We start from the raw sequence: 25,827 nt of genomic DNA on the forward strand, positions 1-25,827 counted from the left end.
CGAGAGGTTCGCCCGACTGCTCCGGTCGGGCGAACCTCTCGGTCGTTCCGGGACATTTCCCGCACGGCGAGCGAGCGGTGCTCCTAGGGTGACCGCACCGCCTCCCGCACATCTCGTGCCGGACGGCCATCCCTGCCCGGAGAGAGAACTCATGTCGCACAGCACGACCTGGCGTGGCCTCGCGGTCGCGGTCGCCGCAGCCCTCGCCTTCGGCGTCGCCCCCCTCGCGGCCGGCGCCGACGAGCCCGCGCCGGCCGACGACGCCCAGTGGTCGGCCCCGGCCGTCGTCGACGCCCCCGCGACCGAGGAGGGATCCTTCTCCGCGCAGTCGGAGCTGCAGGCCACCGCCGCGGCGTCGCCGAACGCCGTCTGGGACCTGTTCCGGGTGATGAACAGCCGTCGGATCGACCAGGGCGGTAGCCCGTGGGTGCTGAACCCGACGCTGACCACCGTGGCGAACAACTGGCTCGCGCAGAAGGGGGCGAACGCCTACCCGATGCCGGACCCGAACGTCGCCACGAAGGTCCCGGGGTCGTACACCCAGATCTGGCACAACACCGCGTGGTCGATCGCGACCTCACCGGAGCAGGCGGTGCAGCTGCTGGCCGAGCAACTGGCCACCGCCGACCTCACCTGGGCCCCGACCACCGACATCGGGATCGGGATGGTCCAGGAGCCGTACGTCGAGGGCTACTCGTTCTTCAGCTTCTACATCGTCGCCACCGACTACCCGCACAGCGTCGCGCAGGCCGGTGAGATGACCCTGTACCGGTTCTACCGCCCGAACACCGGCACGCACTTCTACTCCACCTCCGCGGCGGAGCGGAACTCGGTGGCCAAGAGCTCCTCCTACCGCTACGAGGGCCAAGTGGCCTACGTGCTCAGCCCGAGCGCCCCGTCGGCCAACACCGCGAACCTGAACCGGTTCTACCAGCCCGCCTCCGGCACGCACTTCTACACGTCGTCGGTGGCCGAGTACAACCGGGTGCTGACGTTCCCGCAGTACGGGCTGGACGGTGTGGCGGGCAAGGTCTACACCGGCCAGGTCAACAGCGGCATCACCCCGATGTACCGGTTCTTCCGCCCCGCGTCGGGCACCCACTTCTACACCGCGAACCCCTCCGAGGTGCAGTCGGTGAAGAACATCCCGGGCTACACCTACGAGGGTGTGGCGTTCTTCCTGCGCACCGCGTACTGATCGCTCTCAGCACGAAGGGCCGGTCCCCAGCGGGGGAACCGGCCCTTCGTCGTCTCAGCGGGTGTCAGCCCGCCAGCACCGAGGCGCCCGCCTGCTGCCACCGCTGGGCCCAGTCACCGATCGGCTCGATCCCGGCTGCGGTCAGCGCGTCGTGGCCGAGCACCGAGTACGCCGGGCGCGGGGCCGGACGGACGTAGACGTCCGAGGTGGTCGGCCTGACGATCTGCGGGTCCAGTCCGGCGGTCGCCACCGCTGCCTGCGCGAAACCGTGCCACGAGGTCTGCCCGGAGGAGGTGCCGTGGTACGTCCCGGACGGGGCGTTCGCCGCGACCAGGCGCTCGACCAGATCCGCGAGATCCACGGTCCAGGTGGGCTGCCCGACCTGGTCGTCGATCACGTCCAGGCCGCCCTTCTCCGCCGCCACCCGGGCGATGGTCTTGGGGAAGCAGCCGCCCTTGGCGCCGTAGAGCCAGGCGGTGCGGACGATCAGGTGGTCCGGGTTCTCGGCCCGCACCGCCCACTCACCGGCCGCCTTGGTGCGCCCGTAGGCCGACCGCGGGGCGATCGGGGCGTCCTCCGCGTACGGGCTGGTCCCGTCACCGGCGAACACGTAGTCGGTGGAGATCTGCACGATCCGCGCCCCGGCCAGCCGGGCCGCACGGGCCAACAGCTGCGGGCCCACCGCGTTCACGGTGAAGGCGGCGTCCTCGTGCTCCTCCGCGGCGTCCACCGCGGTATAGGCGGCGACATTCGCCACCACGTCGTAGCCTGCGACAGCGCCGGTCACCGCCTCCGGGTCGGTGATGTCGAGTTCCGCTCGGTCGACCGCCGTCACCTCATGTCCACGCTCGTTCAGCAGGGCCACCAGGTCCTGTCCGAGCATGCCGTTCGCACCCGTCACCAACCAGCGCACATCTACTCCCTGTCGTCGTCTGACCGCCGCGCAGCCTACCCGCCGGACCCGACGACTACCCTGGGAGCCGATCAGCCCCATCCCGAGAGGACCCTCCGCATGACCTACCGCGAGCTCAGCGTGCCCGGCGCCTGGGAGATCACGCCCGTGCAGCACGGCGACCCCCGAGGCGTGTTCCTGGAGGCGTTCCAGGGCGGCCCGTTCGCGGAGAACGTCGGCCACCGCTTCGACCTCCAGCAGGCCAACCTGTCGGTCTCCGCCGCCGGTGTGCTGCGCGGTATCCACTTCGCCGACGTGCCGCCGGGCCAGGCGAAGTACGTCACCTGCCCCAAGGGCGCGGTGCTGGACATCGTGGTGGACATCCGGGTCGGCTCGCCGACCTTCGGCCAGTGGGACAGCGTGCTGCTGGACGACGTCGACCGCCGCGCGATCTACCTCAGCGAGGGTCTGGGGCACGCGTTCTTCTCGCTGGAGGACGGTTCCACCGTGATGTACCTGTGCTCCACCGGGTACAGCCCGGGTCGTGAGCACGGCGTCCACCCGCTGGACACCTCGATCGGCATCGAGTGGCCGACCACCGACCGGCACGGCAACCCGGTCACCCCGCAGCTGTCCGACAAGGACACCGCCGCGCCGACCCTCGCCGAGGCCGCCGAGCAGGGTCTGCTGCCGCAGTACGACGCCGTGCTGGCCTACACGGACAGCCTGCGCGGTTGAGTCTCAGTCCTGGGCCGCGGCGAGTGTCGCGGCCCAGGACCGCATCGCCAGCAGCAGTGCGCCGGTGAGCACCGCGAGCGCGACCAGGGAGCCGGCCAGCAGCGCCACCGCGGCGACCATGGTGAGCTCACCCGGGAGCACAGCGGCCACCACCAGCGCGACCACCCCGGCCACCCAGCCGACCAGCACCGCGCGCTCACCGGCGAGCGCGAGCAGCGCCTGGGCCGCGAGCTGGGCCAGCATGAACGCCGCCCCGGAGGCCGCCAGCAGGGTGATCACCATCGGGTCCACCCGGTACTCCGGGCCGAAGACCAGGGTGAGCAGCGGCTCACCCCACACCGCGAGCAGCAGGGTGCCGCCGATGCCGATCGCCGCGGTGGCCCCGGTGACCAGCACCAGGCGGCGCCGGAACCCGGCCGCGTCCCGCAAGCCCACCATCGCTGCCAGGCCGGGCAGCAGCACCGCCTGCACCGCGGAGAACACGAACACCGGGATGCGCGCCACGGTGACGGCGGTGACGAACTGCCCGCTCAGGGTGCGGTCCACCTCGTCGGCGCGCAGCTGCACGATCAGCGCCCCGGCGTTCGCGAGCACCTGGGAGGCCAGCGACGCGACGATCAGAGCGATCAGCGCACGCCGGATCGGTGCCGCCGGCTCGGGGTCGGAGGGGGTGACCAGGGCGGCCCGGCGCGGCGTGGTGACCAGCACCGCCAGCAGCGGGGCCACGACCAGCACCAGGGCGTAGGGCCACACCTGCCGCACGTCGGCCAGGGCCAGCGCTCCGGCACCGAGGATCCGCAGCAGCCCGTCGACGACGAACTGCGCGCCGTAGTTGGCGAACCTCCCCTGCCCGGACAGCAGACCGCGCACCACGTAGGCCACGACCAGCCCGAAGAGCGCGCCGATCAGCAACGGCACCAGGGAGGCGTCGTCGTGGAACAGGCGGGCCGTCTGCACCGGCCAGGTGACCAGGCACAGCACGGTGACCCCGGCGAACAGCACCACGGCCACCCGCACGACGACCCGCACCGCGCCCGCGTTGCCCAGCCCGCGCGCCCGGCGGGAGGCGGTGGTCCGGCTGAGCTCCTGCTCGAAGGGGATGAACAGGCCCAGCCCGACGGCGTTCAGCAGCGTCCACAGCACGCCGAAGGGCGCATAGGCCTCCGGGCCGAGCACCCGGGCGACCACGACGGTCAGCGCGTAGGCGGCGACCCCGTAGACCCCCAGGCCCACCGCCACGGACAGGAAGCCCAGCCGCCCGGAGAGCAGGGCCCCGAGACGGGACGGGGCGGGGGTGGGCACGGTGGGGCTCGACACGCCGGACACCCTACCGGCGTGCCACCGGCCGACCTCGCCCTTCGGGCCCACCGCCACCGCTATAGTCGCAGGCGCTCTCCGCCACCACCGGCGCCCCGTTCGTGGAAGGTCCCCGCATGCCCGACCAGATGCCGTCGCGCATCACCTCGACCACCACCACGCGGCGGCGCAGCCGGGATCGTCATGCCGCGGCGGCTGGTCGGGTCCCCGCCTGGCTGCGCTGGACCGGCGTCGGCGCGCTGCTCTTCCTGCTCACCGCGCTGTGGTCCGTCGGGACGCCCCTGATGTCGTCGCCGGACGAGCCGAGCCACGTCAGCCGCGCCGCCGGTGTGGTGCGCGGGCAGGTGTCGCTGGATCTGGTCGAGCCGCAGGGCGAGGGGGCCACCCCGGGCCTGGCCGGCCGGGTCGAGCTGCCGGCCGACTACGGTGCCGCGCTCGGCCTGCCGAACTGCTTCGCCTTCCAGCCGAACGTCTCTGCCGCCTGCCAGGCCGATCTCGCGCCGAGCGGCGGTGCCACCGTGGTGGTGGACACCTTCGCCGGGCAGTACCCGCCGCTGTACTACGCCCTGGTCGGCTGGCCGTCGCTGTTCCTGTCCGCCGAGGCGGGCATCACCGCGATGCGTCTGGTCAGCGCGCTGCTCACCGCCGGTCTGATGACCTGGGGCCTGTTCCGGCTGACCCGGATCGACGGCAACCGGGCCGGGATCTGGGGAGCCGCCGCGGCCCTGACCCCGATGACCTTCTTCCTCGGCGGGACCGTCAACCCGGCCGGCTTCGAGATCGCGGCCGCCTTCACCTTCTGGACCGCCTGCCTGGCACTGGTGCTCGACAGGCGACCGGTCACCACCTCGGCACTGGTGCAGGCGGTGGTCGGTGGTGGGTTGCTGATCACCACCCGCTCCACCGGCCCGGTCTGGGCGGTGGCGATCCTGCTGATCACCCTGATCGCGGCGCCGCGCGGACGCTGGCGCGAGGTGCTGCGCCACCGGCGGATCTGGTGGTTCGTCGGCGTCACCGTGGCCTTCTGCGCGGCGGCGGGCGGCTGGCTGCTGGCCCACCCCTCCGTGGTCACCACCGAGAACGCCTACCCGCAGCTCGCCAGCCTGCGCGCGGCGGTGCTCGGGGTGCTCGGCAATGCCCAGCCGTACCTGTTGAACATGATCGGCGACTACGGCTGGCTGGACTCCCCCTCGCCGCCGGTCACCTTCATCGCCTGGTACGCGATGGTCGGCGCCGTGCTGCTGATCGCCCTGTCGGCCCGCCGTGCCGGACGTCGCCGGATCGCAGTGGCGCTGACCTTCCTCGGCACCGCCGCCTCGCCGCTGATCCTGCAGGTGCCGACCGCCGCCGACACCGGTCTGATCTGGCAGGGCCGGTACGCGCTCCCGGTCGCCATCGGCGTCCCGTTGCTGGCGGCTCTGGTGGTCGGGCTCGGCGACCGGCGGCCCGAGGACGACCTGGTGCGCCGGATCGCCCGCGGCACGCTGCCGGTGATCCTGGTGGCCCAGGTGGCCGCGTTCTACTGGGCGTCCCGCCGCTACGCCGAGGGCCTGACCGGCGAGCTGGTCACCTTCCATCCGCTCTGGCAGTCCCCGATCGGCTACCTGCCGGGGGTGGCGCTGTACGCGGTGGTGGCGGGCCTGTTGGCCCTGTGCGCCTGGGTGTACTACCGCGACCGGGGTGAGGGTGAGCTGACCCGGCACGAGGCCGTGGCGAGCGCTGCGCCGGTGCCGGTGGCGTCCGTCGAGGCCGCGCCGGTGGCCACCGTGACGGTTCCGGCGGCGAGCGCCGCGGAGGCCACGCCGACCGAGATCTACACCGAGCCGACCACGGTGGAGACCACCGAGCCGCGCCCCTGACGTCCGGGTCGGGCCGGGCCCACCGCTCGGCCGACTACGGACGCAGGGTGTGCCGCAGCAGCGTCCTGAGCGCCGCGCGGTCCCCCGCCTTCAGCGCCGTGGGCAGCAGGGTCGCCGCGTAGAGCCGCGAGGTGATGTGCGTGCGCGCGGCCCGGGTCGCCCTGGACCAGCCGCGCCGACGCATCAGCTCCGCCGCCAGATCGAAGTACTCGCGCTCGCCGGCGAACCGGGAACCGTCCAGCAGCTTCACCGAGGACAGGCTCGCGCTGTGCCGCCGGTAGGCGAACACCTCCTGCGGTTCCACCACCAGCTCGGATCCGGCCAGCACCATGTCGAGCACCAGTGCCAGGTCCAGGATGATCGGCAACCCGGGCCGGAAGGGCGTGGCCTGCACCGCCTCGCGCCGGAACACCAGTGACGGCCAGTACAGCCAGTCGCCGTGCAGCAGGCTGGTCGCCAGCCGCTCCCCGGTGAGCACACGAGTGCCCTGGCCGCGCGGCCGGACCACCCGCTGCTTGATGGTGTCCGCCAGCGGGGTGGCCGGGGCACCGTGCTCGTCGATCACCCGGACCCCGGGCTGGATGATGTCGGCGGTCGGGAACCGGCGATGCGCCTCGGTGACCACCCGGACGTAGTCGGGCAGCAGCAGGTCGTCCGAGCCGGGCACCGCGACCAGGTCGGCGGTGGCCAGCTCGATGCACTGCCGGAAGGCGACGGTGATGCCCTGGTTGGTCTCGTTGCGGCGGTAGGTGATCCGCTCGTCGTCGAGGGATGCCAACCACTCCCCGGCCCAGGGGTCGGGGTTCGCGTCGTCCAGCACCGTCAGCCGCCAGTCCGGGCTGGTCTGTGCCAGCACGCTGCGCACGGTGGCCTTGAAGTACTCGGGGTCGCCCCAGTAGGGCACCATCAGGTCGATCACGCCGGACCCGCGTCCTCCGGATCGGTGGTGTGCACCACCTGGTCGACCGCGCCGACCCTGGCGGCGAGCTGCTCCACGTCGTACCGGAGCAGCGCGACCTCCTCGGCGAGGGTGCGGGTCTCCTCCTCCAGCGTGGTGATCTCCGTGCTGAGCTGGATACAGACGATCAGCAGCACGATCAGGGCCAGCGCGAACAGCAGGTTGCTCGGCGTCTCCACCCCGACCAGGTCGGCCATCCACTCCACGGCGGTCGGGAAGGCACCGAAGACGCACACCCCCAGGCCGACGACCAGCCAGGTGATCGCGTACTTCTCCCGCAGGCGCCGGGTGCGCAGCAGCCAGACCAGGAAGACGACCAGCAGCAGACAGGCCGCCAGCGCGAAGATGTAGCCGCTCACCGGTGCACCCCCGCCGGAACCTGGCCCATCGGGCGGGACAGTGCGATCACCAGGGCGATCATCGCGCGACCCAGGAAGATCGCGGCCTTCGCCGGGTTGTGCGACGGCGTGCCGCCCGCCCGGGGTCGCATCTCCACCCCGACCTGCCGCACGGTCAGCCCGGCGCGGCAGGCGATCACCAGCGATTCCACGGTGTCTCCCAGGTATTCGGCCGGGTACTCGTCGGCGAACAGCAGGATCGCCCGACGGTTCGACGCCCGGAAACCGGACGTGGTGTCGGTGAGCTTGGTACCGGCGATCCGGGACAGCACCCCGGACAGCACCCCCATCGCCCACTTGCGCGGTCCGCGCACGGTGTAGTTGCCGACCCCGGCGAAGCGGGCGCCGATCGCGACATCCACCTCGTCGCTCAGGGCGGCGACCACCCGACGGACGTCGGCGGGGTCGTGCTGGCCGTCCGCGTCGACCTGGACGGCCGCGTCGTAGCCCTCCCGCGCGGCGAACCGGTATCCGGCGCGCATCGCGCCCCCGACACCGAGGTTCAGCGGCAGGTCGAGCACCTTGGCCAGCCCGGTCGCCCGGGCGACGTCGGCGGTGCCGTCCGTGGACCCGTCGTTCACCACCAGCACGTCGGCCTCGGGCATCGACGCGGCGAGCTCGGCCAGGACGCCGGGCAGTGCTTCACGCTCGTTCCAGGCCGGGACGATGACGAGCAGACGCTGTGCGTCGGGATCGCGGGTCACGGGCCAGTACCTTAGCCGGAGCGGTGCGCCCCGTGCGCTGGGCTCACCGCCGACACCACTCGATTGCCCGACAGCGAGGAGCTAGCCCCATGCGGGTCCTGATCGACGCCACCGCGGTGCCCGCCGACCGGGGTGGGGTGGGCCGCTACGTCGATGAGCTGGTGCCCGAGCTGGACCGGGCCGGGACCGACCTGGTGCTGGCCGTCCAGTCCCGCGATGTCGCGCACTACCGGTCGTTGGCCCCCTCGGCCCGGGTGGTCGGCGCCCCGGCCCGGATCGCGAGCCGTCCGGTGCGGATGACCTGGGAGCAGACGTTGCTGCCGCGGCTGGCCCGCCGGGTGCGCGCCGACGTGCTGCACAGCCCGCACTACACGATGCCGATGGCCTCCCCGGTGCCGGTCGTGGTGACCCTGCACGACGCCACCTTCTTCTCCACCCCGGAGCTGCACCTGCGCAGCAAGGGCGTGTTCTTCCGCACCTGGACCCGGCTGTCGGTGCGCCGGGCGGCCGCCCTGGTGGTGCCCTCGGTCGCCACCCGGGACGAGGTGGCCGCCGCCACCGGTGCCGACCCAGCCCGGATGACCGTGGCCTACCACGGGGTCGACCGCGGTCTGTTCCATCCGGTGGACGCCGCCGAGCGGGCCCGGGTGCGCGCCACCCTGGACATCGGGGACCGGCCGTACGTCGGATTCCTGGGCACCATCGAGCCGCGCAAGAATGTGCCCGCGCTGATCCGCGCCTGGGTCCGCGCCTGCGAGGGCCTCACCGACCCGCCCGCCCTGGTGCTGGCGGGTGCCCGCGGCTGGGACACGGCCGTGGACGCCGCCCTGGCCGCGGTGCCGGAGCACCTGACCGTCCGCACCCCGGGCTACCTGCCGCTGGCCGATCTGCCGGGCTTCCTGGCCGGGGCCACGGTGCTCGCCTACCCGAGCCTCGGCGAGGGCTTCGGACTGCCGGTGCTGGAGGCGATGGCGTGTGGCGCCACCGTGCTGACCACCCGGATGCTGTCGCTGCCGGAGGTCGGCGGCGAGGCGGTGGCCTACTGCGGCACCGAGCAGGACGCGATCGCCGCCGAGCTGCGTGCCCTCCTGGACGACGGCGACCGTCGTGCCGCCCTGTCGTCCGCCGCCGTCGAGCGGGCCGCCTCCTTCACCTGGGCCCGCGCGGCACAGACCCACCTGGACGCCTACCGCCGCGCGGCTGCCCGCTGACCGGAGCTGCCCACTGACTGGGGTTGCCCCCGGCTCAGGCTGCCCCTGGCTCGGGTTGTGCCCGGCTCGGGCTGCCCACGGACCAGGCCCCCCACCCGACCGGGCGCCGCACTGACCGGCACCCGGAGAACACCCCGACTCCCCCGGTTCCGCGCGGCGCATCGACAGGGGGCCCTCCCCCGTGGTCCGCTTGGCCCCTCAGTCACCTCAGGGGGTCTCCACATGGCACGCCTGCGCCGTCCCACGTCCATGCTCGTCGCCGCCGTGCTGTCCGCCGGCCTGCTGACCACCGTCGCCCCGCTGGCCGGTGCCGCACCGGTCGCCACCGCGCCGACCGCCACCACCGACGCCGCCCGGGCGACCGGTGACGACGACGGGGTACAGGTCGCCGAACTGGACCTGTCCGGGGTGGACCCGGCCGCCGCCGCCGCACTCCCCGCGCCGGAGTCCGTACCCACCGAGGAGGGGGCGACGCCCCCGGCCGACGACTACGCCGGTGCCGCTGCCCAGCTCGCCGCACCCGAGGACGCCGCCGAGCCGAACGCCGAGCCCGCAGCCGAGCCCACCGCCGACCCGACCGCCGACCCGACGGCGCAGCCGACCGCCGAGCCGAACGGTCAGCCCACCGACCAGCCCACCGACCAGCCGAGCGACCAGCCCACCGCCGCACCCACCGACCAGCCGGCACCCGCGGACGGCACCGCGGCCGAGCCGGATGTGCTCACCGTGCCGATGGACACCCAGCCGTTCACCGTCCTGGGCGTGACCTGGGACCGTTCCCCCGACCTGTCCGGGGTGCAGATCCGGTACCGGGTGCACTCCGGCGGCGAGTGGTCCGACTGGGCCGGCGCCGAGGCGGCCGACGTCGCACCGGATGCCGACCGCCAGGACGCCGCGCAGGCCGACGACCGGGACGGCACCGACCCGATCGTGGCCGTCGACTCCGACGGGGTGCAGATCTGGGCGCAGGCCGAGACCGGCACCGTGACCAACCTCAAGGCCGTGCTGGTCGACCCGGGCGCCGACCCGGCCACCCTGGGCCAGACCGCCACCCCGGAGAGCTCCGCCGCGGTGGTCCAGAACACCGGCGGCACCGCGACCAGCGGTGTGGTGCAGAACCTGGGCACCAGCGCCGCCGGCACCGTGCGCACCGCCGCCGTCGCCCAGCCCACCATCGTGAGCCGGGCCGGCTGGGGCGCGGACGAGAGCATGCGCACCTGCGACCCGGACATGTCGAACCAGATGGTCTCCGCAGCGGTGCACCACACCGCCTCGACCAATGACTACGCCGCCTCCCAGGTGCCCGGCATCCTGCGCGGGTTCTACGCGTACCACACCCGTCCCGAGGCGGCCGGTGGCCGTGGCTGGTGCGACATCGGCTACAACTTCCTGGTCGACAAGTTCGGCACCATCTACGAGGGCCGCGCCGGTGGCATCGACACCACCACGGTCGGCGTGCACACCGGTGGGTTCAACAGCCGCACCATCGGGATCGCCGCCATCGGCGACTACTCGACCGTGGCACCGTCCGCCGCGCTGCTGGAGAGCCTGAGCCAGCTGATCGCCTGGAAGTTCACCGTGCACCGCATCCTGGCGAACACCAACGTCCAGATGGTCTCCGGCGGTGGGGCGTCCAAGTACCCGGCCGGCACGGTGGTCACCTTCCCGACCATCTACGCGCACCGGGACGCCCAGCTGACCTCCTGCCCCGGCCAGACGCTCTACGACCGGCTCGGCGACATCCGGAACCGGGTCGCCGTCCTGGCCAACGCCACCGTGCAGGCGTCCCCGATCTCCGGGCTGGAGACCTTCCGCGGCACCCCGAGCGGGATCCAGGTCGCGGGCTGGACCTACGACCCGAACAGCAGCGCCTCCACCCAGGTGCAGGTGCTGGTGAACGGGGTGCCGACCCGGATCGCCGCCGACCGCAGCCGTCCCGACGTGGCCGCCGCCTACGGCGTGGGGCCCAACCACGGCTTCTCCGGCACGATCCCGGCGCCCAACGGCCGCAATCTGGTCTGCGTGTCCTCGGTGAACATCGGCGAGGGCAGGGACGTGGTGCTCGCCTGCGCCTGGCTGACCGTGCAGAACGCGCCGCCGATCGGCGGGTGGGAGACGCTGTCCTCCACCACCACCTCGATCAAGGTGGACGGCTGGGCCCTCGATCCGGACACCACCGACTCGATCGCGGTGCACGTCTACGTGGACGGGAAGTTCGCCCAGCAGGTCGTGGCGAACGCCAACCGCCCGGACATCGACCGGCTGTACGGCAAGGGACCGCTGCACGGCTTCTCGGCGACGGTGCCCACCAGCAGCGGGCCGCACCAGGTCTGCCTGTACCTGATCAACAAGCCCACCGGGCCGAACCCGTCGCTGGGCTGCCGCAACGTCGAGTCCGGCACCCTGCCCTTCGGCTCCCTCGACGCGGTGTCCACCACGCCGAACTCGGTCACCCTGCGCGGCTGGGCCATCGACCGCGACACCCCGGACCCGATCGGCGTCCACCTGTACGTGGACGGGAAGTTCGCCACCGCCACCACCGCGAACGGCAACCGTCCCGACGTGGACCGGGCCTACGGCCAGGGGGCTGCCCGCGGGTTCTCGATCACCGCGCAGGTGGCGGCCGGGCAGCACCAGGTCTGCCTGTGGCTGATCAACGCCCCGAGCGGCCCGAACCCGCAGCTCACCTGCCGCACCGTCACCGTCACCAATGCCACGCCGATCGGCTCGGTGGACTCCGCCACCGGTACCGTCGGCGGGGTGCGGGTGGCCGGGTGGGCCCTGGACCCCGACACCACGGACTCGATCCCGGTGCACGTCTACGTGGACGGCAAGGCGGTGCGCGCCGTGACGGCGAACGGCAACCGGCCGGACGTCGACCGGGCCTACGGCAAGGGCGCGGCGCACGGCTACGACGTCACCGTCCCGGCGGCCGTCGGCAGTCACCAGGTGTGTGTCTACGCGATCAACACCCCGGCCGGTACCAACCCGCAACTCGCCTGCCGCACCGTGACCACGCGCTGATTCGGGGCAAAGCCGACATCTCCCGCGCGTCGGCGCGGTGGCGTCGCCGGACCTCGGTCGGCCTCGGGTTAGCCTGCGTCGCGTTCAGCCGAACGCGTCTCCTACCCCCGATGCCTGCCGAGGTCCTCCCGTGCGCTCCTCCCGCCGCACCGCCGTGATCGTCGCCGTCGTGGTGGCCGTCATCGTCCTGCTCGCCGTCGTCTGGTGGGCGCTGTCCCGCGACGACGGCTCCCCCGCCGCCACGCCGAGTCCGAGCGTGAGCACCGCCGCGCCGTCGTCGTCGCCGAGCCCGACGGCCGACCCGACGCCCACCACCCCGGCCGCGACCAGCGCACCGGAGCAGCCGGGGGCCGAGCCAGAGCCCACGACCGCCCCCGAGCAGCCCGGCACCGAGCCGCAGCAGCCGGCCAAGACCACCGTGGACGTGGTCACCACCTACGCCGGGTGGAACACGCTCAGCAGCGCGTTGGAGGCCGGTGCCTACGCCACCACCGTCCAGTCGGACGGGGTCTGCACCATCACCGCCACCCAGGGCGCCACCACGGTCAGCGCCCAGTCGGCGGCGGTGCCGGACGCCAGCACCACCTCCTGCGGTGGGCTGGCCATCGGCGGCGACCAGCTCGGCTCCGGCTCCTGGCAGGTCGTCGTCAGCTACGCGTCCTCGACCGCCGTCGGCACCGCCGCGCCCATCACCGTGGAGATCCCGTGATCCGCCGACTCGGCCGCCTCGCACTGACCGCGCTGGCCTGTGCCGCGATGGTGCTCGGTCTCGGCCTCGCCCCGCAGTCGACGGTGTCGACCGTCCCGACCGCGCAGGCCGCCGACCTCGGCAACTTCAACCCCGGCCTGATCATCAGCGACGCGATGTTCTACAACACCGGCACCATGTCGGCCGCGCAGATCCAGACCTTCCTGAACACCAAGGGCGCGAACTGCCGCCCCGCCGCCGGGAACACCTGCCTGAAGGACTACGGCCAGGCGACCACCACCCGCGCCGCCGACACCTACTGCGCGGCCTACCAGGGGTCCAGCGGGGAGACCGCGGCCCAGATCATCGCGAAGGTGGCCGTCGCCTGCGGCATCAACCCCCAGGTCCTGATCGTGACGCTGCAGAAGGAGCAGGGTCTGATCACCTCGACCACCGGGAAGTCCGCCGCCACGTACTCCAAGGCGCTCGGCTTCGGCTGCCCGGACGGCGCCCCGTGCAACGAGCTGTACTCCGGCTTCGGCAACCAGGTGTACCTCGCCGCCCGGCAGTTCAAGGTCTACGCGGGCAACCCGACCCGGTACGCCCACCGCGCCGGGATGGTCAACAACGTGCGCTTCCACCCGAACGCCGCCTGCGGCACCTCGCCGGTCCTGATCCAGAACCAGGCGACCGCCAGCCTCTACAACTACACGCCGTACCAGCCGAACGCCGCGGCACTCGCGGCGGGCTACGGCTCCGGCGACTCCTGCTCCTCCTACGGCAACCGGAACTTCTGGAACTACTTCACCGACTGGTTCGGCTCGACGATCAGTCAGCAGATGCCGATCGGCGTGCTGGAGGCCGTGACCTCGCCCTCCCTCGGCACCGTGTCGGTCGCCGGGTGGGCCCGGGACCCGGACACCACGGACCCGATCTCGGTGCACGTCTACATCGACGGCCAGGCGGTCACCGCGATGAAGGCCGACAAGGTGCGGTCCGACGTCGGCCGCTACGGGTTCTCCGGCACCGTCAAGGCGTCCGGCGGCACCCACCAGGTCTGCGTCTGGGCGATCGACGCCACCGGTGGCCCGAACCCCCAGCTCGGCTGCGCCACGGTCACGGTGAACAACAAGGCACCGGTCGGGTCCCTGGACGCCGCCACCTCGGTGCAGGGCAAACTCCGGGTGCAGGGCTGGGCGCTCGACCCGGACACCACCGACTCGATCAAGGTGCACCTCTACGTCGACGGCAAGTACACCCAGCAGGTGGTCGCCAGCGGCACCCGGAACGACGTGGCCGCCGCCTACGGCAAGGGCGCCGCGCACGGCTTCGACGTCACCCTGGCGGTCGGCGCCGGTGCGCACCGGGTGTGCGCCTACGGCATCGACACCTCCGGCGGGGTGAACCCGCAGCTCGGCTGCCGCGACGTCACGGTGGTGAACAACCAGCCGATCGGCGCCCTGGACAGCGCGAAGAGCGGGCTGGAGCAGTTCACGATCCAGGGCTGGGCGCTCGACCCGGACGGCACCGACTCGATCAAGGTGCACGTCTACGTCGACGGCAAGTACACCCGCCAGCTGATCGCCGACCAGACCCGGCAGGACGTCGCCAATGCCTACGGCAAGGGCGCCGCGCACGGGTACTCGGCCACCATCCCGGCGACCATCGGCAAGCACGAGGTCTGCGTCTACGGCATCGACACCTGGGGCGGGATCAACCCGAAGATCGCCTGCCGGACCGTCGACGTCAACGGCACGCCGAAGGGCGCCGTCGACTCCTACACCTCCCCCGCCGCCGGCCAGGTGCGGGTGGAGGGCTGGACCTTCGACCCGAACACGACGGACCCGATCACCGTGCACGTGTACGTCGATGGCCGCGCGGTCAAGGCCGACACCGCCGGGCTGTCCCGACCCGATGTGCACGCCGCCTTCGGGATGGGCGAGTTCCACGGTTTCGACACCCGGATCAGCGGTGTGGCGTCCGGTCAGCACCAGGTCTGCGTCTTCGCGATCGACTCCTGGGGCCCCGACGCGGGCGGCGTGAATCCGCAGCTCGGGTGTGGCACCGTCACCGTGAAGTGACGATCTAGGACACAATGGCCTGATGCGCGGCATCATCCTCGCCGGTGGATCCGGCACCCGACTGCATCCGATCACCCAGGGCGTCAGCAAGCAGCTGGTCCCGGTGTACGACAAGCCGATGATCTACTACCCGTTGTCCACGCTGATCCTGGCGGGCATCCGGGACGTCCTGGTCATCACCACCCCGCACGACGCGGAGCAGTTCCACCGGCTCCTCGGCGACGGGTCGCAGTTCGGGATCAACCTGACCTTCGCCACCCAGCCGGAGCCGAACGGCCTCGCCCAGGCGTTCGTGATCGGCGCCGACTTCGTCGGCAACGACTCCGCCTCGCTGGTGCTCGGCGACAACATCTTCTACGGCCCGGGCCTCGGCTCCCGGCTGCAGCGGTTCGAGGACATCGACGGTGGCGCGGTCTTCGCCTACCGGGTGGCCGACCCGACCGCCTACGGCGTAGTCGAGTTCGACGAGCAGTTCAAGGCGCTCTCCCTGGAGGAGAAGCCGGCCCAGCCGAAGAGCAACTACGCGGTGCCCGGGCTGTACTTCTACGACAACGACGTGATCGAGATCGCCCGCGACCTTAAGCCGTCCGCCCGTGGCGAGTACGAGATCACGGACGTGAACCGTGCCTACCTCGAGCAGGGCCGACTGCAGGTCGAGGTGCTGCCGCGCGGCACCGCCTGGCTGGACACCGGCACCTTCGACTCGCTGCTGGAGGCCTCCGACTACGTCCGCACCATCGAGTCCCGGCAGGGCCTCAAGGTCGGTTCCCCGGAGGAGGTCGCCTGGCGTCGTGGCTTCCTGACCGACGACGAGCTGCGGATCCGCGCGGAGAAGCTGGTCAAGTCCGGTTACGGCCAGTACCTGCTCGACCTCCTGGAGGACTGACCGTCGTGGCACGGGCACTCATCACCGGGATCACCGGTCAGGACGGGCTGTACCTCAGCGAGCTGCTGCTCGCCAAGGGCTACGAGGTCTACGGCCTGGTCCGCGGGCAGAACAACCCCAAGATCGACCTGGTCCGCCGGACGGTCCCCGGGGTGAAGCTGCTCACCGGCGACCTGACCGACATGTCCAGCCTGCTCCGGGCGCTGCACGACGCCCGCCCGGACGAGGTCTACAACCTCGGCGCGATCTCCTTCGTGGCCTACTCCTGGGAGAACGCGCAGGTCACCACGGACGTGACCGGCAAGGGCGTGCTGAACATGCTGGAGGCGGTGCGGCTGTACTCCGGTGACGACGTCACCCGGGTGCGGTTCTACCAGGCGTCCTCCTCGGAGATGTTCGGCAAGGTGCAGGAGGTTCCGCAGCGGGAGTCCACCCTGCTCTGGCCCCGGTCGCCCTACGGCGTCGCCAAGGTGTTCGGCCACTACATGACGATCAACTACCGCGAGTCGTACGGGATGCACGCGTCCTCCGGCATCCTGTTCAACCACGAGTCGCCGCGCCGCGGCCCGGAGTTCGTCACCCGCAAGGTGTCGCAGGCGGTGGCCCGGATCTCCCTCGGCCTGCAGGACACCCTGACCCTCGGGAACCTGGACGCCCGCCGGGACTGGGGCTTCGCCGGGGACTACGTCGAGGCGATGTGGCGGATGCTGCAGCAGGACACCGCCGACGACTACGTGGTGGCCACCGGCGAGACGCACTCGATCCGGGAGCTGCTCGACGTGGCGTTCGCCCGGGTCGGCATCGACGACTGGTCGGGCTACGTCAGCCAGGACCCGCGGTTCATGCGCCCCGCCGAGGTCGAGCTGCTGATCGGTGATCCGGCCAAGGCGCGCGCCACCCTGGGGTGGACGCCGCGGGTCGACTTCACCGAGCTGGTGCAGATGATGGTCGATCACGACCTGGCCGAGCAGCGCGCCCTGGCCCGATGACCGTCGCGCTGGTCACCGGCATCACCGGCCAGGACGGGTCCTACCTCGCCGAGCGGCTGCTGAGCGAGGGCGTCGAGCTGCACGGCATGGTCCGGCCCGGTGACGAGGCGTCGCTGCCCGACGGCGTGCACCCGCACCGGGTGGACCTGGCCGACCAGGCCGGGCTGCGCGATCTGGTGCTGGACGTCGCCCCGGACGAGGTCTACCACCTGGCCGGGGTCAGCTCGGTCGCCCGTTCCTGGCAGGAGCCGGTGCTCACCGCCGCGCTCACCGGGATGGCGAGCGCCGTCCTCCTCGATGCCGCCCTCGCCGTGCAGGAGCGCTCGGGTCACCCGGTGCGGGTGGTGCAGGCGTCCAGCGCGGAGATCTTCGGCGACCCGGACCGGGTGCCGCAGGACGAGGGCACCACCGTGCGGCCGACCAACCCGTACGGCGCCGCGAAGGCCTACGCCCACCACCTGGTCGGGGTGTACCGGGCGCGCGGCCTGCACGCGGTCGGGGCCATCCTGTTCAACCACGAGTCGCCCCGCCGCCCGCCGAGCTTCGTCACCCGGAAGATCACGCAGGGCGCCGCCCGGGTCGCCGTGGACGGCGGTGGCGTGATCACCCTCGGCAACCTGGACGCGCGCCGGGACTGGGGCTGGGCACCGGACTACGTCGACGCCCTGGTCCGCGCCGCCCGGCACCACACCGCCCTGGACGTGGTGGTCGCCACCGGGGCCACCCACTCGGTGCGCGAGTTCGCCGAGGCGGCGCTCGCCCACGCCGGGGTGGGCGACCCTGCCGCGCACCTGGCCACCGACCCCGCCTTCACCCGCCCCACCGACGCCGCACAGCTGGTCGGCGACCCCACCCGCGCCCGGACCGAGCTCGGCTGGTCCCCGACCCGCTCCTTCGAGCAGATCGTGGCGGCGATGGTCGATCACGACCTGGAGCTGCTGCGATGACCGAGCTGCGGGTCGCGCTGACGGTGGAGCAGCTGTTCCAGCCCGCGCCGGGTGGTTCCGGCACCTACATCCGCGAGCTGGTCCCCCCGCTGAGCACGCACGCCCGGCTGGTCGGGGTGGCCGCCCGTGGGCACCACACGGTGCCGGATGAGGACCTCGGCATCCCGGTGCTGACCTCCGCGCTGCCCCGCCCGGCGCTGTACGAGGCGTGGAACCGACTGCGGCGCCCGCGGCTCCCCGGCGCCGCCGACCGCGCCGACGTGGTGCACGCGACCACCTGGGCGGTGCCACCGGCCCGCGGCGGTCTGGTGGTCACCGTGCACGACCTGGCGTTCCTGCGGGCACCGGAGCACTTCACCCCGCGCGGCAACGCCTACTTCCGGCGCGCGCTGGAGGTCACCCGGCGGGAGGCCGATGTGGTGATCGTGCCCTCCCAGGCATCCGCCGACGACTGCCTGCACGAGGGCTTCGACGCCGACCGGATCCGGGTGGTGCCGCACGGCGTCCGGGTGCCGGAGATCGACCCGGCGCAGGCCGCCGCCATCCGCGCCCGCCTCGGTCTGGACCGGCCCTTCGTCTTCTGGTGCGGCACCTTCGAGCCGCGGAAGAACCTGCCCGCCCTGCTGGACGCCTTCGCCCGCATCGCCCCGGACACCGACCTGGATCTGGTGCTCGCGGGTCCATCCGGCTGGGGTGGCGCGGACGCGGACGTGCGTGCCCGCCTGACCGACCGGGTCCGGCTGCTGGGACGGCTGAGCCTGGCCGAACTGCACGTCGCCTACGCGGCGGCGCGCGCGTTCTGCTTCCCCTCCACCTGGGAGGGCTTCGGGATGCCGGTGCTGGAGGCGATGGCACACGGCACCCCGGTGGTGACCTCCGTCGGCACCTCGATGGCCGAGTTCACCGCCGACGCCGGGCTGCTGGTCGACCCGACCGATCCGTCCGCCCTGGCCGAGGCGCTGCTGGCGGCCACCGGTGACGAGCACGACCGGTTCGCGGGGCTGGCACGACGCCGCGCGGCCGACTCCACCTGGTCGCACGCGGCCGAACTGACCGCCGCCGCCTACCGCGACACCGCCGCCGCGCGGAGCACCCGAGCATGACGACGCTGCGGATCCGCGCACTGGTGGTCACGTGGCAGGCGGTGGACCTGCTGCCGCCCTGCCTGGACTCCCTGCTCGCGCAGCACGTCCCCGGCGCGGAACTGGAGGTGGTCGTGGTGGACAACGCGTCCACCGACGGCACCCGGGAGCTGCTGGCCCGGGACTACCCGACCGTGCGGGTGATCGCCTCCGACCGCAACCGAGGCTTCGCCGGGGGTGTGACACTGGGCACCGCCGACTTCGACGGCGACATCGTGCTGCTGCTGAACAACGACGCCGAGTTCGCCCCGGATGCGGCCGCCCATCTGGTCGCCGCGCTGACCGCCCCCGGCGCCGAACGGGTCGCCGCCACCACCGCACGGATCGTGCTGGCCGGGCGCTACCGACGCACCGACACCCTCACCGCGGGGTCACCGGACGGCCGCTCGCTCTGGGCCCCCAGCACCGACCCGGACGCGGTCAGCCTGCTGAACTCCACCGGCAACGTGGTCGGCCGGGACGGTGCCGGCACCGACCGGGACTGGCTCACCCCGGTGGGGCAGGAGCACTCCCCCGCCGAGGTCTTCGGCTTCTGCGGTGGCGCCGCCGCGCTGCGCTGGTCGGCCGCCGGCGCGGTCGGTGGCTTCGACCCGGAGCTGTTCCTCTACTACGAGGACACCGACCTGTCCTGGCGGCTGCGCGCCCACGGCTGGGACACCCGGTACGTGCGCGAGGCGGTGGCGGAACACCGGCACGCGGCGTCCTCCGGTGCGGCCAGCCCGCTGTTCCGGTACTACAACTCCCGCAACTCGCTCACCGTGGTGACCCGGCACGCCCCGGCACCGCTGGTGCTGCGCGCGTGGGTCCGGCAGTCCCTGGGACTCGCCCGCGCGGTGCTCCACGACGGGATCACCCCGCACACCCGCGCCCGGGCACGGGGATGGGGTGCCGCCGTGCGACGGCTGCCCCGCACCCTGGGCGAGCGGCGGCGGCTCTGGACCGACGCCACCCGCACCCGGGCGCAGGCACTGACCGACTAGTCGCGGGCGACGTCCTCCGGCAGCACCCGCACGGCCCGATCGCCGTACTGGATCTGCTTGATCCGCTCCAGCTGGTCCTCCAGCAGCACCCGATTGGTCCGCTGCAGGTCGGAGAGCACGCCGAGCGCAGCCGCCAACAGCGCCGCCACCGCCATCACCGCGGCGAAGATCAGCGACTGGATGTGACCGTCGGTGCTGCTGTTCACGATCCACAGCACCAGGAACCGGATCATCGGGATCAGCGCCGCCAGCCCGAACACCGCCGCCAGGGTCGCGAAGATCATGTACGGCTTGAACATCAGGTAGCTGCGCACGATCGCCGAACCGGACTTGATCATGTGCTGGAACATGTTCGTGAACAGCCGGGACTCGCGGGTCTTGGCGTTCGTGGTCACCGGCACCGAGACGATCCGCAGCCGCTTGTGCCCGGCCTGGATGATCGTCTCCATGCAGTAGGAGAACTCGGTGACGATGTTCAACCGGTACAGCGCGGACCGGGAGTAGGCCCGGAACCCGCTGGCGGCGTCCGGCAGCCGGGTGTCCGCGGCCTTGTTGACCACCGAGCTGCCGACCCGCTGCATCAGCTTCTTGAACGGGGAGAAGTGCGCGATCGTCGCCGTCTGCCGGTCGGCGATCACGATGTCCGCCGCCCCCGCGATCACCGGTGCCACCAGGTCGGGGATCCGCTCCTGCGGGTACTGGTTGTCGCCGTCGGTGTTCACCACGATGTCGGCACCGTGCGCCAGCGCGTAGTCCACCCCGTCGCGGAACGACCGGGCCAGGCCCATGTTCCGCGAGTGCCGCACGATGTGCCGCACCCCGAGCCGCTGGGCCACCTCCACCGTCCGGTCGGAGGAACCGTCGTCGATGACCAGGATCTCCAGCTCGTCGACCCCCTCGATCTGCCGCGGGATCGACGCCAGCACCAGGGGCAGCGTCTCCTCCTCGTTCAGGCAGGGGATCTGCACGAAGACCTTCATCGCCGGGTCACGCCTTCCGGCCGACGATCCGGTTGATCCGGCCGGTCGCGCGCCGCACCACCTCGCCCGGACCACCGGCGGCGAGGTACTCCTTGGCCAGCCGCAGGTCGGAGCGGATGCCGCGCGGGCGCTCGAAGGGCACCGCGACCGTCTGGGCCTTGCCCAGCTCGTACTCCAGGTCGGCGGCCCGGCGCGGGAAACGGCAGAACTCCACCAGCGGGGCCAGCACGTGCGACCAGCGGTAGTCCTCGGCGAACTCGCGGACGTTGGCCTTCGCCTGCGCCACCGCGTCGTCGTCGTAGAGGTAGGTCTCCAGCGCCTGCTCCAGCGCGTCGACGTCCTCCGGCGGCACCGCCGCACCCAGACCGCGCTCGGCGATCAGGGTGCCGAAGGTGTCACCGCCGGTGGCGACGATCGGCAGCGACGCCCACAGGTAGTCGAGGATCCGGGTCCGGAAGCTGAACGCCGTCTCCACGTGGTGGAAGTGGGTGGAGACGCCGAGGTCGGCATCCATCAGGTAGTCGGCGCGCTCGTTGTAGGGCACCCAGCCGTCGTTGAAGAACACGTGGCTGCCGGTCAGTCCGAGCTGGTCGGAGAGCTGACGTAGCTCCCAGGCGATCTTCATGTCCGGCACGCCGGGGTTCGGGTGCTTGAGACCGAGGAAGTACAGCTTGACGTTCGGGTGCCGATCCTTGAGCCGGTCCACCGCGCGCACCAGGGTCAGCGGGTCGAACCAGTTGTAGACGCCGCCGCCCCAGATGATGACCTTGTCGTCGGCGGCGATGCCCGGGACGGTGCCCTTGATCGCGTGCCGACGCTGCACCGGCTCGTCGTTGGCGATGCCGAAGGGCACTACCCCGATCAGCGAATCCAGGCTGTGGTCCTCGTCGTAGACGGCCGGGTTGACCCGGCCCTGACCGGCGAGCTGCCCCAGCCAGAAGTCGCGCTGCTTGTCCGAGGCGCAGAGCACGTAGTCGGCGCGGCGCAGCTGCTCGTTCAGCACCCGGGTGGTCTCCTGCACCGAGTGCAGACGGCCGACGTCACCGAGGTCGCGGGCCTGCTCCAGCTGCTCCAGGTGGATCGGGTCGTAGACGTCGGCGACCAGGATCTTGGTGCTGTCCTTGAGCCAGGGCGCGCCCTCCAGCAGGAAGCCCTGGAAGATGATGACGTCGGCCCAGTCGGTGTGCGCCCGCAGCGGGTGACCGGCGGAGTGCACCACCTCGAACTCGTCCGAGGTCACCTTCACCCCGGCGGTCGACAGCAGGCGGACGTCATGCTCGGGCGCCAGGGCGCGCGCGATCTCCCAGGCCCGGATCGCCGGCCCGGCCATCCGCTCCAGCAGCGGCTCGCCGGTGACCACCAGCACCCGGTGCTTGGACACGAAGTGCTCGGCGATGCCGAAGGCGTCCACCAGGTTGTCGTGCGCCGAGTTGTAGCCCTCGATCGCGTAGGCGGGCTCGATCGCGTGCCGGAACAGCGGGAACAGCTCGCGGTCGCTGCGCCGCCGCCGCGCCTGCAACTCCTGCCGCGACTCGGCCAGACCCGGGAACTGGTCCACCAGGTAGTCGATCGCGAAGAAGCCGGTGAGCGCCATCTTCGGCACTTCGATCGTGCCGATGTCGTCCCCACCCGGCGAACGCTGCAGGTCCAGCGCGCTGGCGTCCACCCCGGCCCGAGCGATCGAGCGACGCACGGCCAGCGCCATCGCGGCGGGCAGCGCCTTGGCCAGCGACTCGTCGTCCAGGTTCTTGTACATCGACAGCAGGGCGTTGCGCTCCAGCAGGTACGCCTCGCGGAAGTTGCCGAACTTCTTCATCGTGACGTGGTGCTTGTGGAAGGCCACCGAGCCCGGCACGTAGCGGACCTTGTAGCCCAGCAGGTTCAGCCGCCAGCCCAGGTCCACGTCCTCGTAGAACATGAAGAAGCGCTCGTCGAAGCCGCCGACCTCACGGTAGAGCGCGGTGGGGACGAACATCGCGGCGCCGGTGCCGAACAGCACGTCCTTCGGGACGTCGTACTCCGGGGAGTCGGGCTTCTCCGCCTCGCGCTTATACCCCGCGCCGTACCAGGTCAGCGAGCCGTCGACGTAGTCGACCAGGTTGCCGTCCCAGTCCAGGACCTTGCTGGCCACCGCACCGATGGTCGGGTCGGACTCCATCGCCTCGACCGCCGCGGCGATCCACTGCGGGCCGGGCCGCGCGTCGTTGTTGAGGAAGGCGACCCACTCACCGCTGGCATGCGCCACACCGAGGTTGCAGCCACCGGCGAAGCCGAGGTTGCCACCCGACTCGATGACCTTCGCGTGCGGGACAGCCGCACGGATCTTCTCCGCGCTGCCGTCGCCGGAGTCGTTGTCGATCACGACCAGCTCGAGGCGGTCGGCGGGCCATTCCACCCGGGCGAACTCCTGCAGACACGTGATCGTGTCATCGGCTCCGCGGTAGTTGACCAGGATGACCGAGACGACCCCCGGTCGGATGTCGGCCGGCTCAGGGGTCAGCACACGTCCTCCAACGTTCGACGAGCAATGAGGACGTCCAGAGCGCGTGCGCGCCGCGTCCGACCAGTCAGCGTACCCGCTCGGCGCGTGCACGATCTGTGTGCGGGGACGGCAGGACCCAAGAAGACACGGGTGGCGCGGGTACTGTATTGCTCCGCATGCCCGGCGACCCCGGGTCGGACGCACCCCCCGAGAGGCCACATTGACGGACACAGCCGAGGCCCGCGCAGTCGCGTTGGCCGCCGAGCCGATGCGCGTCGCGGGTCCGCGACCCGGGTTCGCCCGCGGGACGCTCGCCTCGATCCGCGACATCGTCGCTCACCGTGAACTCCTCGACTCCCTGATCAAGCGGGAGTTGAAGGCCCGGTACAAGGACAGCGCCCTCGGCTTCGTGTGGAGCCTGGCCCGTCCGCTGGCGATGCTGCTGATCTACTACATCGCCCTCGGCAAGTTCCTGGGTGCGGCGCGCCACGTGCCGGACTTCGCGATCTTCATCTACACCGGCCTGACCGCCTGGGGCCTGTTCTCCGAGGCGATCCAGATCGGCACCGGGTCGATCGTGTCCAACTCGGGGCTGATCAAGAAGGTCTACCTCCCCCGGGAGGTGTTCCCGCTCAGCGTGATCGGCTCCGCGCTGTTCAACTTCGGGATCCAGCTGGTCATCCTGCTGTCGGCGACGGTGATCGCCGGCGCCTTCCCGACCGGTGCGCGCTGGGGCTACTTCCCCCTCGCCCTGGCGGTGATCCTGGTCTGGGCGACGGCGCTGGTGCTGTTGCTCTCGGCGGTGAACGTCTACCTGCGCGATGTCCAGTACCTGGTCGAGGTGCTCATCATGATCCTGATGTGGGCGTCGCCGATCGTGTACTCGCTCAAGCAGGTGCAGAGCCAGGTCAGCGGCACCCTGCTCGAGCTGTACCTCGCCAACCCGGTCACCCTCGCGGTGATCGGCTTCCAGCAGACGTTCTGGGTCGGTGGCTCCGAGGCCAAGGAACCGGTGCCGGATCACCTGGCCGAGCGGCTGGGCATCGCGTTCGTCGTCGGCCTGATCCTGCTCTGGCTGTTCCAGCGGGTGTTCGCCCGGCTGCAGAGCAACTTCGCACAGGAGCTGTGAGTGACCACCGTCATCGATATCCAGGACGTGTCCAAGCGGTTCGTCATCCGCAAGGAGAAGTCCCTGAAGGAGCGGCTGGTCAACTTCGGCCGGTCGAACAAGTTCAAGGAAGACTTCTGGGCGCTGCGCGGGGTCAACCTCGAGATCGAGTCCGGCAGCACCGTCGGCCTGATCGGCCCGAACGGGTCCGGCAAGAGCACGCTGCTGAAGACCATCGGCGGGATCATCCAGCCCACCACCGGATCGGTGCACCTGCGGGGCCGGCTGGCGGCGCTGCTGGAGCTGGGCGCGGGCTTCCACCCCGACCTCACCGGCCGGGAGAACGTCTACCTCAACGCGTCGATCCTGGGCCTGTCCCGCAAGGAGACCGACAAGCACTTCGACGCGATCGTGGACTTCTCCGGCATCGAGGCGTTCATCGACACCCAGGTGAAGTTCTACTCCTCGGGCATGTACATCCGGCTGGCCTTCGCGGTGGCCGTGCACGTGGACCCGGACATCCTGCTGGTGGACGAGGTCCTCGCGGTCGGCGACGAGCCCTTCCAGCGCAAGTGCCTGGAGCGCATCCGCTCGTTCCAGCACGACGGCCGCACCATCATCATGGTGACGCACAGCCTGGACCAGGTCGCCGAGTTCTGTGACCGGGCCGTGGTGCTCGAGCACGGCAACATGGTGATCGACGGACCGCCGCGCGACGCGCTCAAGGTGCTGCGTGCCGAGTTCGAGAGCACCCGTCAGGAGGAACTGGAGAAGGCCCAGCAGGCCGAGGGCGCCGTGCCGCTGCCGCGCAGCCGGGTCACCGGCGTCAACCTGCGCACCCCCGCCGGGGTGGCCCCGATGCCGCCGCTGCACCCGGGCGACGGGATGATCGTCGAGGTCGAGGTGCACTCGGAGGAGGTGCTGAACCGCTGGGACGTGGCCATCGGCATCACCTCCCCGCTCGGCACCGTCCTGTCCTCCACCAGCGCCAAGCAGATCGGTGGCACGCTGCCGCCGCTGAAGATCGGCCGGAACAACTTCGCGTTCAAGCTGGACGCCCTGGCACTGAACGAGGGCGAGTACATCGTGCAGGTCCGGGTGGCCGGCCCGGACGGTGCCACCCTGGACAACGTGCCGGACGCGGTGCACTTCACCGTCGAGGCCGACCCGGTCAGCTCCGGCCCGATGTTCGTCTCCGGCAGCTTCCTCGCCGCCGGCTGATCCCCACCCTCGGATCGGGGCGCT

The 25,827-nt window shown here is 71.7% G+C and carries 21 protein-coding genes; 14 read left to right on the top strand and 7 right to left on the bottom strand.

The features are described 5' to 3' along the window. Positions 1-151: 151 nt before the first annotated feature. The gene (locus HGK68_RS11770) at positions 152-1,198 is read left to right on the top strand and encodes a hypothetical protein (RefSeq protein ID WP_169166131.1); all 1,047 of its coding nucleotides are present in this window, start codon (positions 152-154) and stop codon (positions 1,196-1,198) included. A 64-nt stretch (positions 1,199-1,262) separates the two neighbouring features. Here HGK68_RS11770 and rfbD read toward each other — a convergent pair whose 3' ends face one another. After that, positions 1,263-2,111, bottom strand: a complete 849-nt coding sequence (gene rfbD, locus HGK68_RS11775; RefSeq protein ID WP_169166132.1) for a dTDP-4-dehydrorhamnose reductase — start codon at positions 2,109-2,111, stop codon at positions 1,263-1,265. 99 nt (positions 2,112-2,210) lie between these two features. Here rfbD and HGK68_RS11780 point away from each other — a divergent pair, with 99 nt between their 5' ends. Further along, positions 2,211-2,828, top strand: a complete 618-nt coding sequence (locus HGK68_RS11780) for a dTDP-4-dehydrorhamnose 3,5-epimerase family protein (protein ID WP_169166133.1) — start codon at positions 2,211-2,213, stop codon at positions 2,826-2,828. Positions 2,829-2,831: 3 nt separating this feature from the next. Here the strand turns inward: HGK68_RS11780 and HGK68_RS11785 are convergent, their stop codons facing one another. Then, positions 2,832-4,145 (bottom strand): lipopolysaccharide biosynthesis protein, encoded by a 1,314-nt coding sequence (locus HGK68_RS11785; protein WP_169166134.1) that lies wholly within the window; start codon positions 4,143-4,145, stop codon positions 2,832-2,834. A gap of 116 nt (positions 4,146-4,261) precedes the next feature. Here HGK68_RS11785 and HGK68_RS11790 point away from each other — a divergent pair, with 116 nt between their 5' ends. Beyond that, on the top strand, positions 4,262-6,004 hold the full coding sequence (locus HGK68_RS11790) for a DUF2142 domain-containing protein (RefSeq protein WP_169166135.1): 1,743 nt from the start codon (positions 4,262-4,264) through the stop codon (positions 6,002-6,004). A 34-nt stretch (positions 6,005-6,038) separates the two neighbouring features. Here the strand turns inward: HGK68_RS11790 and HGK68_RS11795 are convergent, their stop codons facing one another. The 3 genes from HGK68_RS11795 to HGK68_RS11805 are packed head-to-tail and all read right to left on the bottom strand — an operon-like array spanning position 6,039 to position 8,064. Beyond that, positions 6,039-6,923 (bottom strand): glycosyltransferase, encoded by an 885-nt coding sequence (locus tag HGK68_RS11795; RefSeq protein WP_246260324.1) that lies wholly within the window; start codon positions 6,921-6,923, stop codon positions 6,039-6,041. Further along, positions 6,920-7,321, bottom strand: a complete 402-nt coding sequence (locus HGK68_RS11800) for a DUF2304 domain-containing protein (protein WP_169166136.1) — start codon at positions 7,319-7,321, stop codon at positions 6,920-6,922. The genes HGK68_RS11795 and HGK68_RS11800 overlap by 4 nt, the downstream gene beginning before the upstream one ends. Continuing rightward, positions 7,318-8,064: a glycosyltransferase family 2 protein gene (locus tag HGK68_RS11805; protein WP_169166137.1), complete on the bottom strand. Its 747-nt coding sequence runs from the start codon at positions 8,062-8,064 to the stop codon at positions 7,318-7,320. Before HGK68_RS11805 ends, HGK68_RS11800 begins: the two co-directional genes overlap by 4 nt. A gap of 89 nt (positions 8,065-8,153) precedes the next feature. Between HGK68_RS11805 and HGK68_RS11810 the strand changes: the two genes are divergently transcribed. The 9 genes from HGK68_RS11810 to HGK68_RS11850 all read left to right on the top strand — a co-directional run bounded on the left by HGK68_RS11810 (position 8,154) and on the right by HGK68_RS11850 (position 20,012). Continuing rightward, positions 8,154-9,275 (top strand): glycosyltransferase family 4 protein, encoded by a 1,122-nt coding sequence (locus HGK68_RS11810; RefSeq protein WP_169166138.1) that lies wholly within the window; start codon positions 8,154-8,156, stop codon positions 9,273-9,275. Positions 9,276-9,497: 222 nt separating this feature from the next. Next, positions 9,498-12,299 carry an N-acetylmuramoyl-L-alanine amidase gene (locus HGK68_RS11815; protein WP_169166139.1) on the top strand — a complete coding sequence of 934 codons (2,802 nt, stop codon included), beginning with the start codon at positions 9,498-9,500 and terminating at the stop codon, positions 12,297-12,299. Between the two features lie 130 nt (positions 12,300-12,429). Next, positions 12,430-13,008 (top strand): hypothetical protein, encoded by a 579-nt coding sequence (locus HGK68_RS11820; RefSeq protein ID WP_169166140.1) that lies wholly within the window; start codon positions 12,430-12,432, stop codon positions 13,006-13,008. Next, positions 13,005-15,068 (top strand): hypothetical protein, encoded by a 2,064-nt coding sequence (locus HGK68_RS11825; RefSeq protein ID WP_169166141.1) that lies wholly within the window; start codon positions 13,005-13,007, stop codon positions 15,066-15,068. Before HGK68_RS11820 ends, HGK68_RS11825 begins: the two co-directional genes overlap by 4 nt. Before the next feature lie 22 nt (positions 15,069-15,090). Then, on the top strand, positions 15,091-15,954 hold the full coding sequence (gene rfbA / locus HGK68_RS11830) for a glucose-1-phosphate thymidylyltransferase RfbA (protein WP_169166142.1): 864 nt from the start codon (positions 15,091-15,093) through the stop codon (positions 15,952-15,954). Between the two features lie 5 nt (positions 15,955-15,959). After that, the gene (locus HGK68_RS11835; protein WP_169166143.1) at positions 15,960-16,943 is read left to right on the top strand and encodes a GDP-mannose 4,6-dehydratase; all 984 of its coding nucleotides are present in this window, start codon (positions 15,960-15,962) and stop codon (positions 16,941-16,943) included. After that, entirely contained in the window at positions 16,940-17,890 is a 951-nt protein-coding gene (locus tag HGK68_RS11840) for a GDP-mannose 4,6-dehydratase (RefSeq protein WP_169166144.1), read from the top strand. Before HGK68_RS11835 ends, HGK68_RS11840 begins: the two co-directional genes overlap by 4 nt. Continuing rightward, positions 17,887-18,993, top strand: coding sequence for a glycosyltransferase family 4 protein (locus tag HGK68_RS11845; RefSeq protein ID WP_169166145.1), 1,107 nt, complete (start codon positions 17,887-17,889; stop codon positions 18,991-18,993). Before HGK68_RS11840 ends, HGK68_RS11845 begins: the two co-directional genes overlap by 4 nt. Next, positions 18,990-20,012, top strand: coding sequence for a glycosyltransferase family 2 protein (locus HGK68_RS11850; protein ID WP_169166146.1), 1,023 nt, complete (start codon positions 18,990-18,992; stop codon positions 20,010-20,012). The genes HGK68_RS11845 and HGK68_RS11850 overlap by 4 nt, the downstream gene beginning before the upstream one ends. Here the strand turns inward: HGK68_RS11850 and HGK68_RS11855 are convergent. After that, positions 20,009-20,992: a glycosyltransferase family 2 protein gene (locus tag HGK68_RS11855; RefSeq protein ID WP_169166147.1), complete on the bottom strand. Its 984-nt coding sequence runs from the start codon at positions 20,990-20,992 to the stop codon at positions 20,009-20,011. The two genes, HGK68_RS11850 and HGK68_RS11855, sit on opposite strands and share 4 nt — an antisense overlap. A 7-nt stretch (positions 20,993-20,999) precedes the next feature. Beyond that, the gene (locus HGK68_RS11860) at positions 21,000-23,495 is read right to left on the bottom strand and encodes a glycosyltransferase (protein WP_206155743.1); all 2,496 of its coding nucleotides are present in this window, start codon (positions 23,493-23,495) and stop codon (positions 21,000-21,002) included. A 247-nt stretch (positions 23,496-23,742) separates the two neighbouring features. Between HGK68_RS11860 and HGK68_RS11865 the strand changes: the two genes are divergently transcribed. Both HGK68_RS11865 and HGK68_RS11870 read left to right on the top strand, forming a co-directional pair. After that, positions 23,743-24,603: an ABC transporter permease gene (locus tag HGK68_RS11865; protein WP_169167100.1), complete on the top strand. Its 861-nt coding sequence runs from the start codon at positions 23,743-23,745 to the stop codon at positions 24,601-24,603. After that, the gene (locus HGK68_RS11870) at positions 24,604-25,803 is read left to right on the top strand and encodes an ABC transporter ATP-binding protein (RefSeq protein ID WP_169166148.1); all 1,200 of its coding nucleotides are present in this window, start codon (positions 24,604-24,606) and stop codon (positions 25,801-25,803) included. Positions 25,804-25,827: the final 24 nt, after the last annotated feature.

The sequence above is a fragment of the Cellulomonas taurus genome, assembly GCF_012931845.1.
GTDB classification, from domain to species: Bacteria; Actinomycetota; Actinomycetes; order Actinomycetales; family Cellulomonadaceae; genus Cellulomonas; species Cellulomonas taurus.

Excerpts from the sequence above, each read along its gene's own strand:
- HGK68_RS11780 (WP_169166133.1), top strand. The coding sequence starts at position 2,211 with ATGACCTACCGCGAGCTCAGCGTGCCCGGCGCCTGGGAGATCACGCCC.
- HGK68_RS11790 (WP_169166135.1), top strand. The coding sequence starts at position 4,262 with ATGCCCGACCAGATGCCGTCGCGCATCACCTCGACCACCACCACGCGG.
- HGK68_RS11855 (WP_169166147.1), bottom strand. The coding sequence starts at position 20,992 with ATGAAGGTCTTCGTGCAGATCCCCTGCCTGAACGAGGAGGAGACGCTG.
- HGK68_RS11815 (WP_169166139.1), top strand. The coding sequence starts at position 9,498 with ATGGCACGCCTGCGCCGTCCCACGTCCATGCTCGTCGCCGCCGTGCTG.
- HGK68_RS11865 (WP_169167100.1), top strand. The coding sequence starts at position 23,743 with ATGCGCGTCGCGGGTCCGCGACCCGGGTTCGCCCGCGGGACGCTCGCC.
- HGK68_RS11850 (WP_169166146.1), top strand. The coding sequence starts at position 18,990 with ATGACGACGCTGCGGATCCGCGCACTGGTGGTCACGTGGCAGGCGGTG.
- HGK68_RS11770 (WP_169166131.1), top strand. The coding sequence starts at position 152 with ATGTCGCACAGCACGACCTGGCGTGGCCTCGCGGTCGCGGTCGCCGCA.
- rfbA (WP_169166142.1), top strand. The coding sequence starts at position 15,091 with ATGCGCGGCATCATCCTCGCCGGTGGATCCGGCACCCGACTGCATCCG.
- HGK68_RS11810 (WP_169166138.1), top strand. The coding sequence starts at position 8,154 with ATGCGGGTCCTGATCGACGCCACCGCGGTGCCCGCCGACCGGGGTGGG.
- HGK68_RS11840 (WP_169166144.1), top strand. The coding sequence starts at position 16,940 with ATGACCGTCGCGCTGGTCACCGGCATCACCGGCCAGGACGGGTCCTAC.
- HGK68_RS11845 (WP_169166145.1), top strand. The coding sequence starts at position 17,887 with ATGACCGAGCTGCGGGTCGCGCTGACGGTGGAGCAGCTGTTCCAGCCC.